This window comes from Glycomyces amatae (assembly GCF_020991375.1).
GTDB classification, from domain to species: Bacteria; Actinomycetota; Actinomycetes; order Mycobacteriales; family Micromonosporaceae; genus Glycomyces; species Glycomyces amatae.
Window position 1 is genome coordinate 46,372 of record NZ_JAJLQZ010000007.1, and the last position, 12,690, is coordinate 59,061.

General features: G+C 72.8%; 15 protein-coding genes. 6 read left to right on the forward strand and 9 right to left on the reverse strand.

All coding sequences use genetic code 11. The annotated features are described in order from the left end of the window. Positions 1-195: 195 nt before the first annotated feature. Positions 196-717: a hypothetical protein gene (locus LO763_RS12850; protein ID WP_230602668.1), complete on the forward strand. Its 522-nt coding sequence runs from the start codon at positions 196-198 to the stop codon at positions 715-717. Between the two features lie 399 nt (positions 718-1,116). On the opposite strand, the gene LO763_RS12855 is transcribed toward LO763_RS12850, so the two are convergent. Together LO763_RS12855 and LO763_RS12860 are read right to left on the reverse strand one after the other, a co-directional pair. Then, the gene (locus LO763_RS12855) at positions 1,117-1,965 is read right to left on the reverse strand and encodes a bifunctional 5,10-methylenetetrahydrofolate dehydrogenase/5,10-methenyltetrahydrofolate cyclohydrolase (protein WP_230602670.1); all 849 of its coding nucleotides are present in this window, start codon (positions 1,963-1,965) and stop codon (positions 1,117-1,119) included. Continuing rightward, on the reverse strand, positions 1,962-2,585 hold the full coding sequence (locus LO763_RS12860) for a cyclodeaminase/cyclohydrolase family protein (RefSeq protein WP_230602671.1): 624 nt from the start codon (positions 2,583-2,585) through the stop codon (positions 1,962-1,964). The genes LO763_RS12855 and LO763_RS12860 overlap by 4 nt, the downstream gene beginning before the upstream one ends. Positions 2,586-2,800: 215 nt before the next feature. On the opposite strand from LO763_RS12860, the gene LO763_RS12865 reads away from it, so the two are divergent. Both LO763_RS12865 and LO763_RS12870 read left to right on the forward strand, forming a co-directional pair. Then, complete coding sequence (locus LO763_RS12865; protein ID WP_369431980.1) at positions 2,801-4,183, forward strand: class II 3-deoxy-7-phosphoheptulonate synthase; 1,383 nt, start codon at positions 2,801-2,803, stop codon at positions 4,181-4,183. A gap of 53 nt (positions 4,184-4,236) precedes the next feature. Continuing rightward, the gene (locus LO763_RS12870) at positions 4,237-5,256 is read left to right on the forward strand and encodes an LLM class flavin-dependent oxidoreductase (protein ID WP_230602674.1); all 1,020 of its coding nucleotides are present in this window, start codon (positions 4,237-4,239) and stop codon (positions 5,254-5,256) included. On the opposite strand, the gene LO763_RS12875 is transcribed toward LO763_RS12870, so the two are convergent. From LO763_RS12875 to LO763_RS12890, 4 genes are all read right to left on the reverse strand, one after another. Next, complete coding sequence (locus LO763_RS12875) at positions 5,216-5,779, reverse strand: hypothetical protein (RefSeq protein WP_230602676.1); 564 nt, start codon at positions 5,777-5,779, stop codon at positions 5,216-5,218. The two genes, LO763_RS12870 and LO763_RS12875, sit on opposite strands and share 41 nt — an antisense overlap. Before the next feature lie 129 nt (positions 5,780-5,908). Next, a complete protein-coding gene (locus LO763_RS12880) occupies positions 5,909-6,409 on the reverse strand; it encodes a hypothetical protein (protein WP_230602678.1) in 501 nt (166 codons plus the stop codon). 128 nt (positions 6,410-6,537) lie between these two features. Then, positions 6,538-7,419, reverse strand: a complete 882-nt coding sequence (locus LO763_RS12885; RefSeq protein ID WP_230602680.1) for a TIGR01777 family oxidoreductase — start codon at positions 7,417-7,419, stop codon at positions 6,538-6,540. Between the two features lie 9 nt (positions 7,420-7,428). Beyond that, on the reverse strand, positions 7,429-7,917 hold the full coding sequence (locus LO763_RS12890; protein WP_230602682.1) for an RrF2 family transcriptional regulator: 489 nt from the start codon (positions 7,915-7,917) through the stop codon (positions 7,429-7,431). A gap of 164 nt (positions 7,918-8,081) precedes the next feature. On the opposite strand from LO763_RS12890, the gene LO763_RS12895 reads away from it, so the two are divergent. Next, positions 8,082-8,573, forward strand: coding sequence for a cupin domain-containing protein (locus LO763_RS12895; RefSeq protein ID WP_230602684.1), 492 nt, complete (start codon positions 8,082-8,084; stop codon positions 8,571-8,573). A 45-nt stretch (positions 8,574-8,618) separates the two neighbouring features. On the opposite strand, the gene LO763_RS12900 is transcribed toward LO763_RS12895, so the two are convergent. After that, a complete protein-coding gene (locus tag LO763_RS12900; RefSeq protein ID WP_230602686.1) occupies positions 8,619-9,527 on the reverse strand; it encodes an acyltransferase domain-containing protein in 909 nt (302 codons plus the stop codon). Between the two features lie 66 nt (positions 9,528-9,593). Here LO763_RS12900 and LO763_RS12905 point away from each other — a divergent pair, with 66 nt between their 5' ends. Continuing rightward, a complete protein-coding gene (locus LO763_RS12905; RefSeq protein WP_230602688.1) occupies positions 9,594-9,938 on the forward strand; it encodes a hypothetical protein in 345 nt (114 codons plus the stop codon). After that, positions 9,935-10,279 carry a DUF3817 domain-containing protein gene (locus LO763_RS12910; RefSeq protein ID WP_230602690.1) on the forward strand — a complete coding sequence of 115 codons (345 nt, stop codon included), beginning with the start codon at positions 9,935-9,937 and terminating at the stop codon, positions 10,277-10,279. Before LO763_RS12905 ends, LO763_RS12910 begins: the two co-directional genes overlap by 4 nt. A gap of 51 nt (positions 10,280-10,330) precedes the next feature. Here the strand turns inward: LO763_RS12910 and LO763_RS12915 are convergent, their stop codons facing one another. Further along, entirely contained in the window at positions 10,331-11,539 is a 1,209-nt protein-coding gene (locus LO763_RS12915; RefSeq protein WP_230602692.1) for a L,D-transpeptidase, read from the reverse strand. Between the two features lie 91 nt (positions 11,540-11,630). After that, positions 11,631-12,647 carry a VldE C-terminal domain-containing protein gene (locus tag LO763_RS12920; protein ID WP_230602694.1) on the reverse strand — a complete coding sequence of 339 codons (1,017 nt, stop codon included), beginning with the start codon at positions 12,645-12,647 and terminating at the stop codon, positions 11,631-11,633. Between the last annotated feature and the right edge of the window lie 43 nt (positions 12,648-12,690).

Genomic DNA, 12,690 nt, shown 5'->3' on the forward strand with positions numbered 1-12,690 from the left:
GCCGGGGAAACCTGAAGGCGAGCTGAAGCGGCGGCCGGTTCAGCGCACGGCGAACACTCGCTCGAGCGCTGGGAAAGGGCCCCCGGTTCTCCACGGTAGCGGGGGGAACCTGAAGGGGAGCTGAAGCGGCACCGGCCACAAAGCACTGATACCGCGCAACCACGGGCGCGCCCGGTCGTTAGACCTGGCGTGCCCGTGGCCTTCGCAGCGACCGACCCGTCCGAGACGATCGGCGAGATCCCGCACCTCGCCGACTTCACGTTCCACAAGACCCTGCCGGACATCGACTTCGACGGGGTCCCCGTGGCGGGCCTCGACGCCGACTTCTACCGGCGCCCGGTCGGCGACCGCCTGCTCAGCGTCGGCGTGTACCGCTTCGGCGGGGCCGAGACCCACCGCGCCTGGGGCTGGGTCGGCGAACCGCACTGCTCATGGCACGCCTACCGCGACCCCGCGACCGGCGCGTTCGACGGGCCCTTCCAAGGCTGCCCCGAACTGCGGCTCCTCCTCGACGGCACCCGCGCCCGCGGCTTCGAGCTCGGCTCGGGGAGCCTCGCCCGGCGGTACTCCACCCGGCGGCGCCTACTCGGCCAGGGCCGCCCGCTCGCGGGCGCGCTCCAGCCGGGTCGCCCGGCGGGTGTACCAGATCGCGGCCACGGTGATCGCGAGCCCGAAGAACAGCCCGCTGCCGGCGAACAGCGCCGAAGCGCCCGGTGAGAACCCGAGGATCGCCACCGGGATCTGCACGAAGCCGATCAGGGCCGCGAGGAGCCATTTGCTGCGCCCCCGGCCCCACAGCAGCGCCGTCCAGATGGGCGCGACCACGATGACCAGGACGGCGATGTCGAGCGCCCAGTGCAGCACCGGGTTCTGGACCCGGTCGTGCTGGAACGCCATCGCCGGGCTCGACACCGCGACGATCATGGCGGCGACGGTCGCCGTGAAGGCGAGACGACGTCTCATGCGTGACCTCCTTCAACGAGGGAAGTCCCAACGCTACGGGCGCCCGTCGCCACTGTCTGTCGGGTATCCGCCACTTGGTGGGTGTTTCCGCGGGTACGGGGCCCGGGCACGCGAAAGCCGACCGCCCGAAAGGGGCGGTCGGCCTCGGTCGTCCTAACCGCGGGTCCGCGACAGCTCCGCGGCCTCCACCGTGTGGCGCAGCAGCAGCGCCGTCGTCACCGGCCCCACGCCGCCCGGCACCGGGGTGAGCCTGCCGGCCACCGCGGACACCGCCGCGTAGTCCACGTCGCCCACCAGGCCGCCGTCCTCGGTCGGGTTGGTGCCCACGTCGATCACCGTGGCCCCGGGCTTCACGAAGTCCGCGCCGATCATGCCCGCACGGCCCACCGCCGCCACCAGCACGTCCGCCTCGCGGCACACCGCCGCCAGGTCCTTCGTGCGCGAATGGCACACGGTCACCGTCGCCGACTCGTTCAGCAGCAGCAGCGCCGCCGGCTTGCCCACCACCGTGGACCGCCCGACCACGACCGCCCGCGCGCCCTCCAGCACCAGGTCCTCGCGCTTGAGCAGCTCCAGCACCGCGGCGCTCGTCGCGGGCGCCCACGTCCGCCGCCCCTGTGCCAGGCGCCCCAGGCTCTCCGGGTTCGCCCCGTCGATGTCCTTGAACGGGCTGATGTACCAGCCCAGCTCCGCGAGGGTCACGCCCTCGGGCAGCGGGGTCTGGCAGATGATCCCGTGCACCGCCGGGTCCGCGGACAGCTCCTGGAGCCTCGCGGCGATCTCGTCCCTGCCGGGGGCCTTCAGGTGCTCGATCCGGCAGTCGACGCCCTCCTTCTCGGCGGCCTTCTTGATCGACCGCACGTACCAGGCGGTGCCCTCGTCGTCGGTGGGCACCACGACCGCCAGGGTCGGGACGACGTCCTCGCCGCGCAGCCGGTCCGCCTCCGCGGCGACCTCCGCGCGCAGTGCCTTCGCGACCGCGCGCCCGTCGATGTCGCTCATGCCCGAATCCTCTTCGCCACGGCCTGCATGATCGCCTCGGCCTGCACCTTCGACTGGAGCGCCTCGTTCAGGCTGCTCGCGAGCCGCTCGCGCTCGGCCGGGTCCTTGATGGAGACGAGGTTGATGTCCACGTTCAGCGCCGCCGACTCCAGGGCCGACTTCGCGGCCGAGGCCGCCACGGCCACGTCGGAGAGCACGTTCGGGTTCGACCCCTCCAGGATCCGGCCCGACAGCCGGATCACCCGCGCCGCGACGCCGGCCACCGCCAGCGGCACCGCCGCGGCCTCGACCAGGCCCGCCTGGATCGCGGCGGTCCGGGCCTCCTTCTCCTCGTCCGAGGACTTCGGCAGCTTGTAGGCCGCCACCACGCCCGAGAACGCCTCGGCGTCGTCCTCGGCGAGCTGGAGCGCCTCCAGCCGGAGGCGCTCGGCCTCGGCCAGGGCCTCCCGCATCACGGTCTCGTGGTCGGCGAACTTCGGTTTGCCGATGGTCAGGTTGCACACCATGGACACCAGGGCCGCGCCCATGGCCGCGTTCACGCCCGCCGCCGCCCCGCCGCCGGGCGCCGGGAGCTCGGAGGCCAGGTCGGTCAGCCAGTCTTCAATCGTCGTCTTGCGCACCCGGCCAGCCTAGACGCGGCCCGAAAGGTGGGATGTCCGCGACCGTCCCGGTGTGTCGCGCCGGGCCCGGCCCCGCCGCGGCGTGAGCGACGTGACCTCCGCCCGTGCGGCCCGTGGACCGCGCCGCCCCCGGCCGGTGCGCGTGCGGCGGCTCACCCCTTGAGACGGTGAAATCAGCGTGGTACCCGGCCTGCGCGTCCGCGTACGATATGCGCGTGAACCGCCAATGGCATGATCTGCGCAATCCCGGGCTCGTCCCCGCCGTCGCCGACGCCGAGGAGGCCCGGCAGCACGGGCTCGACGCCTGGCGGGACCTGCCCAGGGAGCAGGTCCCCCCGTGGCCCGACTACGCCGAGGTCGAGGACGTGGCCGGCGTGCTCGCCGCCGTCCCGCCGATCGTCGCCCCCTACGAGGTCGACCACCTGCGCGAGCGCCTCGCCGAGGTCTGCGAGGGCCGCGCGTTCCTCATGCAGGGCGGCGACTGCGCCGAGACGTTCATCGACAACACCGAGCACCACGTGCTCGCCAACATGCGCACGCTCCTCCAGATGGCGGTCGTGCTCACCTACGGCGCCTCGCTCCCGGTCGTCAAGGTCGGCCGCGTCGCGGGCCAGTACTCCAAGCCCCGCTCGGCCGCGCTCGACTCGCTCGGCCTCCCCGTCTACCGCGGCGACATGTTCAACTCGCTCGAGGCGACCGAGGAGGCCCGGGTCTGCGACCCGCAGCGGATGATCCGCGCCTACGCCAACTCGGCCGCGTCCATGAACATGCTCCGCGCCTACCTGCGCGGCGGCCTCGCCGACCTCATGGCCGTCCACGACTGGAACAAGGACTTCGTGCGCAACTCCCCGGCCGGGGAGCGCTACGAGGCCATCGGCCGCGAGATCGACCGCGCCGTGCGCTTCATGGCCGCCTGCGGCGTCGAGTCCGAGAACCTCCACACCGCGGAGGTCTTCGCCTCGCACGAGATGCTCGCCATCGAGTACGACCGGGCGCTCACCCGCATCTTCGACGGCAAGGCCTACGCCCTGTCCGGCCACATGGTGTGGAACGGCGAGCGCACCCGCCAGCTCGGCGGCGCCCACATCGACTTCCTCTCCCGGGTCGCGAACCCGGTCGGGTGCAAGATCGGCCCCACCGCCACGCCCGAGTGGGTCGTGGAGATGTGCCAGAAGCTCAACCCGGAGAACCTCCCCGGGAAGCTCGTGGTCATCACCCGCATGGGCCACAAGAACGTCCGCACCGTCCTGCCGCCGATCGTCGAGAAGGTCCAGGCCGCCGGGTGCAAGGTGGTGTGGCAGTGCGACCCGATGCACGGCAACACCTACGAGTCCGCCTCGGGCTACAAGACCCGCGCGTTCGACCAGGTCGTCGACGAGGTCCTCGGGTTCTTCGAGGTGCACCGCCAGATCGGGACCCACCCGGGCGGCATCCACATCGAGCTCACCGGCGAGGACGTCACCGAGTGCGTCGGCGGCGCCCAGGAGATCCGCGACGACCAACTCTCCGACCGGTACGAGACCGCCTGCGACCCGCGCCTGAACACGCAGCAGTCGCTCGAGCTCGCGTTCCTCGTCGCGGAGATGCTGCGCCACTAGGAAGTCGGAAACCGGACGGTTCCCAAATCCAAGTGAACCACTAGAGTATGTGCATGAGTGCACACGACGTGTTCCTGCTCGGCGGAGTGTTCCCCGGTGCCGCACCGGCGGAGGCGCTCCGCCGCGTCGTCTCCTACGCGCGGCGCGCCGAGGCCGCCGGCCTCGACGGCGCCTGGGTGGCCGAGCACCATTTCATCGACTACGGCGCCAACCCCTCCGCGACGCTCATGGCCGCCCACCTGCTGGCCGCCACGACCCGCATCCAGATCGGCACCGCCGTCGCGGTGCTCTCCAGCCGCCACCCCGTCGCCCTCGGCGAGGAGGCGGCCACCCTGGACGCCCTCGCGCCGGGCCGGTTCCGCCTCGGCGTCGGCCGCGGCGGCCCCTGGATCGACCTCGACGTCTTCGGCTCCGGCCTCGACCGCTACGAGCGCGGCTTCGAGGAGGGCCTGCGGCTGCTGTCCCGCTGGCTCTCCGGCGAGACCGAGGTCGGCCACACCGGCGAGTTCTTCGACGTCCTGCCCGTGCGCGTCATGCCGCCGGGCTCCGGCGCCCCGATCTGGGTGGCCGCCACCAGCCCCGACACGGCCCGCCTCGCGGGCCGGCTCGGGCTGCCGCTGCTGCTGGGCATGCACGCCCCCGACGAGGACCACATCGCGCTCCTGGACGCCTGGCGGCGGGAGGCCGAGGCGGGCGGCTTCGATCCCGGTGCGGCCGAGCACGTCTCGACGCACCTGGCGCAGGTCGCCGACGGCCCCGCGGCGGTCGGCCGGCTGCGCGCCTCCCTCACCGAGCTCCTCACCCGCGGCGTCGGCCAGTACGTGAGCCTCAAACCGGGGCGCGCGCAGCGCGACCACGCGGCCTATGTGGACTGGATGATCGAGCGCCACGCCGTGGGCGCCGCCGGGCACGTCGCCGAGCGGCTCGCCGCCTCCGCCGAGGCCACGGGCGTGGCCAGGCAGCTCTTGCTCGTCGAGGGGCTCGGCGACCCGGAGGCGGTGGGCGACAACATCGCCGCGCTCGGGGAGGCGCTCAGCGGTACGGCGTGTACGACGGCGGAGGCGGCGGCCTGAGGGGGTCGCGCCCCTGCTGCCGGAACCACTGGTTCGCCGAGCCGGTGAACAGGCACAGGAGCGTCACCAGCGGCATCGCCAGGCCCGCGAGGGTCCCGATGAGCCGGGAGCCGTCCACCGGCGCTCCGGCCTGCCCGCTCGCCTGGAACCCGGTGTAGAGGCCGAAGAAGCCGACCACGAAGGCCAGCAGCATGACCACGATGGTGGTCACCTGCGCCCAGCGGCGCCCCGCGCCGATCTTGACCGCGAGGACGCCGAAGAGGATGACGACGGCGACCGTGGCCCCGATGACGGCGGTGACGACCGCGGCGAGGTCCCCGACGCCCTGCGAGAAGTCCCGGCCGAACTCGAAGTCGCTGAAGTCGAGCGCCGAGGACCAGAACAGCGCCGTCAGGCCCCCGCCCGCGCCGCAGCAGATGAGGAACGAGAACTGGAGCCAGAGCATCACCTGGGCCGTGGTGACCGTGCCCGGTTTGCGGTGCAGCAGTTCGGGGGGCAGGGGAGTGGAAGGCGGTGTCAGCATGGGCGGTCCTCCAGGGCGGGGCCACCCAGTGTAGGGGAGCGCCGCTCGAGGAGCGGACCGCGGACCGCCGCCGTGCGGACGGCGCGTCGTCCGCGCCGCTGCTCGAAGGCGAGCGGATGCGGGCACCGGTCAGTCCTCCGGGCCCGCGGGTTCGGCCGGTGCCTTCAGGTACGGCTCGCACTCGCGGAACCAGCGCTCGGCCGGCCCCGAGTGGACGCAGATCCAGGCGATCGCCTGTGCCGCGACCGAAGGCGCCGCTGTGGCGAGCGTGTACCAGGCCATCGAGTCTCCGCCCATGGGGAAGACCGCGGCGGCGGTGAGGGCGGCGACGACTACGAGTCCGGCCGAGACCCACCACCGGCCGCGCCGATCGCCGTTGCCGAGCCGGCGCACGGTGACCGCCGCGTAAGCGATGCCGCCGACCAGCACTAGCAGCATGATCCCCCAGAACAGCATCTCCGCGCCGGCGAACACGGGCACGGTGGCGAGGGCCCCGACCAGGAACGCGGGCCACCACGCGACCAGCGGAGCGACGCCGCAGCAGAACAGGAGCACGGGCTGGAGGATGACCAGCGTCTGCGCGGCGGTGATCGCTCCTGGCCGGGACGGAGTGGTCGAGGGAACGGGCATCGCCGCACCTCCGGAGTCGCGAAGGAAAGTTGAACATGTTCAACAATAGCGGATCCGATCTCCCCGCAAAAGGACGCGAGACCGGCCCCGCGGGCGCGGGGCCGGTCTCGCGGGCGTTCGACGCTCGGTCAGCGCGGGGGGATCGCCGTCCGGATCGCCTCGAAGACCGTCTCGTCCCGGTACTCATAGCCCGACGCCCGGAGCGCGCCGTTGCGGATCTTCGCGCCCCGCAGCAGCTCCACGGCCGCCTCGCCCGCGACGATCTTCACCGCCCAGCCCGGGATGGGCCACGGCGCCGGACGGTGCACGGCCGCGCCCAGCGCCTTCGCGAACTCGCGGTTCGTCACCGGGTTCGGGCCGACCATGTTCACCGGGCCCGACGCGTCGCCCTCGATCGCGGCGACCGCGGCGCCCGTCCAGTCCCGCAGCGAGATCCACGGCACGTACTGCCGCCCGCTGCCGAACCGCCCGCCCAGGAAGCACTTCCAGGCCGGGACCAGCTTGTCCAGCAGGACGCTGCCGGGGCCCAGGACGTGCCCGGTGCGCAGCTTGACGACCCGTGCGCCCGCCTCCTCGGCCGGAGCGGTCGCCTGCTCCCACTTGAGGCAGAGCCGCCCCAGGAAGTCCGCCGCGGCCGGCGTCGACTCGTCGACCTCCACCTCGGCGCGGTCGCCGTACCAGCCCGCCGCCGACGCGTTCACCAGCACCGGCACCTTCGCCTCGGCCACGGCCGTGGCGATCACCCCCGTGGGGACGACGCGGCTGCTCAGGAGCTGCCGCTTGTACGCCGCGTTCCAGCGCCGCCCGGCGATCGAGGCGCCGCCGAGGTTCACCACGGCGTCCACCCCGTCGAGGATCTGCGGGTCCAATCCCTCTTTGTAAGGGTCCCATTGGATCTCGTTCTCCTCGTCGGGCCGGTGGCGGACCAGCCGGACGATGTCGTGGCCATCCAGGGCGTCCATGAGGGCGGTGCCGAGGTACCCGCTCGAACCGGCGATGACGATGCGCATGCCGACAGCCTATTGCCTTGGGCGGGCGTACCACTCCTGGACTTGTGTTCGCAGTCCCGGCGCCTGGAGCTCGGCGTTCGACTGGATCGCCGCGAGGGTCTGCGCCGCGAGGGCCCGCCGCCACTCGAGCTCGGCCCCGCGCATGGCCGCGTCGATCGCGCACGGGGCGCGGAAGGCCGAGGCGGGCAGGTCGGCCCACACGCCGTTCTGGCGGATCTCGGCGCACTGGAACGCCTCCGCGGGGCCCTCGATCGCGGCGAGCACGTCCATGAGCGTGATCTCCCCGAGCGGCCGGGCCAGGCGGAAGCCGCCCTTCTTGCCCGCCGTCGAGGTCAGGATGCCGGCCTTGACGAGCGGTTGGAGCTGCTTGTTGAGGTAGGCGGGCGGCAGCCCGTACCCGGCCGCGAGCCGGGCGGTCGAGACCGGCCCGTCCTCGCCCATCCAGTCCAGGAGCAGGCAGCAGTGCGCGGCCCATTCGACGCCTTCGCTGATCTTCACAACCTCGATGGTAGCCGTCCGGGTTCGGTTCCGGACCGCAGGCGTTATTCCCCTGTCCGGCATGGGGTTCGACACTTGAGCCGGGCATTGCGAATCCTTATTTGGATATGTAATATCTAGATATGAGTTCCGGCGAGGGCCGGAACCGAACAGGAGGAACCGCCATGAGCACCGCCCCGAGCGCCGTCGTCACCCGCGCCGCCACCGCCGAGACCCTCGCCCACGCGCAGCACTCGGTCATGACCCTGCTGGCCGACGCCTCCGCCACCGGCGGGGCCCTCTCGGTCACCCGCTCGACCTTCCCCGACGGCGGCGACGGCGCCCCGCCCCACTTCCACACCGGCGCCGCCGAATCGCTGTTCGTCATCGCCGGGCGGCTCCAGGTCCTCACCGGCGACGAGGTCGTCGTCCTGGAGGCCGGCGACCTCGTCTCGCTGCCCGCCGGGCTCCCGCACGCCTTCGGCGCCGCCCCCGGCGCCGACGCCGACGTCCTCGCGGTCTTCACCCCGGCCGCCGACCGCTTCGACTACTACCGGCTCCTCGAACGCGTGACCGCCGGCGAGGCCGACCCGGCCGAGATCCCCGCCTCCGGCGAGCGCTACGACAACCACTACGTCGCCAGCGAGGCCTGGCGCCGCGCCCGCGCGGGGGAGTGAACGACGGCGGCCGCCCCGGAGACCGGGGCGGCCGCCGCGCGCGTCTCAGAAGCCGAGCCTCGCCAGGTTCAGCCGCCCGAGCCGGTTGCGCCAGGGCACCTCGGCCCTGATCCCGGCCAGGACCGCCCGCTGGAGCGAGTTGTCCTCGGGCAGGTCCGCGACCTTCGCGTCCTCGGCGCGGGCGAAGACGAAGCGCCACAGGTCGGCCCGGTTGCCCGCCGGGCCCCCCGGCCCCTGGAGGTCGAACAGCGCCCCGAACCCGGGGATGTTCGACCGCTCCGGCAGCCAGTCCCGCAGCTGCGGGTCGAGCAGCCACGACTCGCACGTGAACACCAGGTCCTCGGGGCCCGCGTAGCGCTCGGGGAAGACCGTCGGGAAGAACTCCAGGGCCCACTCGACCGAGTCGCGCACGGCGTCGAGCGTCAGGGGCCCGCCCTCGCCGCGGATGTGCACGCCCACCGTCGGCTCCGGGCCCGGCCCCTCCACGCAGAACTGGAGCCTGCCGAGCTGGTACAGCGCGCCGCGCACATGGCCGGTGAACCAGTTCGCGACGTCGAGCCCGGCCCTGCCGTGCAGGCGCCGGTTGAGCCGCAGCTTCTCGCCCACGTCGGCCAGGACCCGCCGCGACAGGTCCTCGTCGACGCCCCTGCCCTCGTGGAACGCCAGCATGTCCGGGACCGCCGCGAGCAGCGGGTACAGGCCCAGCAGCGGGAAGGCCCCGGGCGGCTTCGGCCACGGCAGCCACTTGCGACCGCCCATGTCGGCGGCGATCGACTGGTACAGGCGGTCGGCCGCCTCGCGCGCGGGGCCGTCGAGCGCGGCGAGGGCCGCGGCGGCGTCCTCGGCGTCCTCGGGTTCGGCACCGCACCAGTCGAGCAGCAGTTCGCGGACGGCGGCGGCGTCGGGTTCGGGGTACGGCTTGACGGCGCCGGGCGGCGGCAGTTCCTGGGTCACCGACTTATGTCACCACGGACGGCCCCCGGGCGGCAACATCGGGTCGGTCACCCTAGTCTGGACCCCGTGCGACGGTTGCTGACACCCCCCTGGATCGTCCTCCACTGCTTCGCGGTGGCGCTGACGGTCGCCTTCGGGCTGCTCGGTTGGTGGCAGCTCTCGCGCGCCCAGGGCGGCAACGCCATCAGCTGGGGCTACGCCTTCGAGTGGCCGCTGTTCGCGATCTTCACGGTGGTGCTGTGGATCCGGCAGATGCGCCTCGAACTGGCGAAGGACCGCCCCGAGGGCGAGGCGCCCCGCCGCGGGAGGCCCGCGCCCCCGCCGGTGACCTCGCCGTTCGAAACCGCCATTCTCCAGGCCCGCGAGGCCGAGACCGAACCGCCGCTGGACCGGCAGGGGAGCCACGCATGAACGCCGCCCTGAAACGCTTCCGGATCGTCGCCTGGATCGTCGGCACGTTCCTGATCCTGCTCATGTTCGTCGCGATGCCGCTCAAGTACTTCGGCGGGAACGACACCATGGTCTCGGTCATCAGCCCGATCCACGGCCTGTGCTACATGGTCTACCTGGTCCTCGCCTTCCACCTGGCCCAGCAGGCCGGGTGGCGGTTCTGGCCGCAGACGGTGGGCCTCATGCTCGGCGGGACCGTGCCCGTCGCCTCGTTCTTCGTCGAGCGCTGGGCGCACCGGCGCATCCTCGAGGAGCACCCGCAGGCCGCCGACCCGAAGGTCCGCGACGAAGAGCGGGTCTGAGAACTGCGACGCGAAGGGCCCGGCGGGGAACCGCCGGGCCCTTCGCGTCCGCTAGTCCAGGTAGGAGCCGGACTTGAAGGTCTCCCAGTCGAGGCTCCAGGCGGTGAAGCCGTCGCCCTGCGGCACCTCGAGGCCGGTGTTCATGACGACCACCGGGTCGCCCCAGCGCACGAAGTTGTAGACCCACTCGCCCATCTCGTCGGAGACGTTGATGCAGCCGTGGGAGCCGTTCGAGTTCCCCAGCCGGTCGGCCGCCCACGGCGCGCCGTGGATGAACTGTCCCGAGAACGTCAGGCGCATCGCCCACTTGACGTCGGTCTCGTAGTCGTAGAGGTCGGAGACGAACGTCGACTCCTCCTCGCGGCTCATGATCGTCATCGTGCCGGAGAACGAGCGGGCGTCGTTCCCGTCGATCGGCTCGTCGGAGCCCAGCGAGATCGGGATGGTCTGGACGATCGCGCCGTCGCGGTAGGCCCGCATCTGCTTGGTCTCGTTGTCGGCCTCCAGCAGCCGCGCCTCCGCGTCGATGGTGAAGGCCGTCTCCTGGTCGAACTCGCCGTAGCGGCCCTCGCCGATGTCGAGGCCGCCGAGCCCGAGCCGGACCGTGACCTCCGTGTTCGGCTGCCAGTACTCCTTGGGCCGGTACTCCAGGGCCCGCCCGGTGATCCAGTGCCAGGAGCCCTCCTGCTGCGGCTCGGAGGCGACGAACAGGCGCCGCTCGACGGTCGCGCGCAGGTCCTCGGGGATCTCGTGGTCGGTGAAGCGGAACGCGAGGATCGCGCCCTGGCCCACCGTCGAGCCGTCCCCCGGCAGGTAGTTCTCGATCCCCACCCGGTCCCCCGGGGAGGCGATCGTGGTGAACGTCGAGGTCGCCTCGGCCACGAGGCCGTCGGCGTCGGTGGCCGTGACGGTCGCGGTGTAGGCGGTCTCCCACTCCAGGGGGGCCGCCGGGACCCAGGTGGTCCCGTCGGGGTGCATCGCGCCCTCGACCGCCGCGCCCGCGGCGTCGGTGAGCGCGAACTCGGTGAACTCGCCGCCTTCGACGGTCCAGGCGATCTCGGCGGCCGCGGTCGCGTCGGCCGCGCCGTCCGCGGGGGTGATCGTCACCTTCGCGGCGCTCTGGGGGGCTTCGGACTCGCCGCCCCCTTCGGAGATGGTCCCGGAGTCCTTCGTGCACGCGGCCGCGAGGCCGACCACGGCGGCGGAGCCGGCGGCGGCGAAGGCGCCGCGGCGGGTGAGGGAGGATCGTGCGACGGTCATGGACCCACGGTACACAGCGGTCGCGAGGGGCCGTCCTCTTCGCTCCTGTGAGTTCCGCGGCCCCGCAGCGGGACCGCAGGTCGGCGCCCGCTCAGTAGCGGATGCTCAGGTGCACGTGGTTGGTGTGGTCGGAGGACGGGTCGCCGTAGGCGCCGGAGTAGGACTTCCAGCCGTTCCCGGGGAACCAGATCTGGCGGTACCAGATCACGTACTGCACGCCCAGCGCGTCGGCGTTCTCGGTGAACCAGGCGGCGAGGTTCTGCCCGTAGTCGTAGTCCCCGCCGCCGGCGTCGCCGCCGAAGCCGCCGGGCTCGGAGGAGAAGTCGCAGGCCCGGCCCTTGGGGTGCTCGCCGGAGCCGGAGGGGCGGTAGCAGGAGACGTACCGGGTGAACCCGGCGATCTGGGCCTGCTCCAGGGCGTGGAGGGTGCGCGGGGTGAGGCATCCGTCGGCGGGGGTCGGGTCGTCCTCGGTGCAGCCGCCCTCGCCGCCCTCGTACGGTTCGGCCGCGGGGGCGTCGGAGACGGTCGGGCCGTCGGCGGCGTCGCCGCCGGAGGCCGCGAGCTCGCGGGCGGCCTCGTCGCGGGCGTCCTCCATCTCCGCGGTGACGTCCTCCTGCTCGGCGATGTTGTCGTCGAGGGTCTCGCGGGTCGCCTCGATCTCCTCGAGGCGGGTGATGAGGTCGTTCAGGCGGACGGCCCGGGACTCGCCGAGGAACTGGAGCATCGTCAGCGCGCTGATGGCGTCCTGCGGGTCGCCGGAGGCCAGCAGGGCCGCCGTCGACTGGTAATCGGAGGTCATGGACGCGGTGTAGGCGTACTCCTCCAGCTCGGTCTGGAGCTCGGCGACCTCGGCCTGGGAGTCCTCGAGCTCCTGCTCGAGGTCCTCCTGCTGCTGCTCGAGCGCGGCCAGCTCGTCCTGCGCGTCCAGGTAGTCCTCGATCGCCTGGCCGAGGGCGTCGGAGGCGCCCTCCTCCTGCGCGGAGGACTGCGAGGCGGGGGCGACCAGGAGGACCACGGCCGCGAGCGCCACGACGGGCAGGGACAGGACGCGTTTCGCGCCGCTGGTGGAGAGCCGCGGGGAGCGGAGTGCTGCGATGCCGGCGTTCAAGGCTTGCGGTCCTTCGGTGGCTCGGATCCGGGTGGACGGGAGG

Excerpts from the sequence above, each read along its gene's own strand:
- LO763_RS12880 (WP_230602678.1), bottom strand. The coding sequence starts at position 6,409 with ATGCCCGTTCCCTCGACCACTCCGTCCCGGCCAGGAGCGATCACCGCC.
- LO763_RS12895 (WP_230602684.1), top strand. The coding sequence starts at position 8,082 with ATGAGCACCGCCCCGAGCGCCGTCGTCACCCGCGCCGCCACCGCCGAG.
- LO763_RS12885 (WP_230602680.1), bottom strand. The coding sequence starts at position 7,419 with ATGCGCATCGTCATCGCCGGTTCGAGCGGGTACCTCGGCACCGCCCTC.
- LO763_RS12915 (WP_230602692.1), bottom strand. The coding sequence starts at position 11,539 with ATGACCGTCGCACGATCCTCCCTCACCCGCCGCGGCGCCTTCGCCGCC.
- LO763_RS12875 (WP_230602676.1), bottom strand. The coding sequence starts at position 5,779 with ATGCTGACACCGCCTTCCACTCCCCTGCCCCCCGAACTGCTGCACCGC.
- LO763_RS12855 (WP_230602670.1), bottom strand. The coding sequence starts at position 1,965 with ATGAGCGACATCGACGGGCGCGCGGTCGCGAAGGCACTGCGCGCGGAG.
- LO763_RS12870 (WP_230602674.1), top strand. The coding sequence starts at position 4,237 with ATGAGTGCACACGACGTGTTCCTGCTCGGCGGAGTGTTCCCCGGTGCC.
- LO763_RS12910 (WP_230602690.1), top strand. The coding sequence starts at position 9,935 with ATGAACGCCGCCCTGAAACGCTTCCGGATCGTCGCCTGGATCGTCGGC.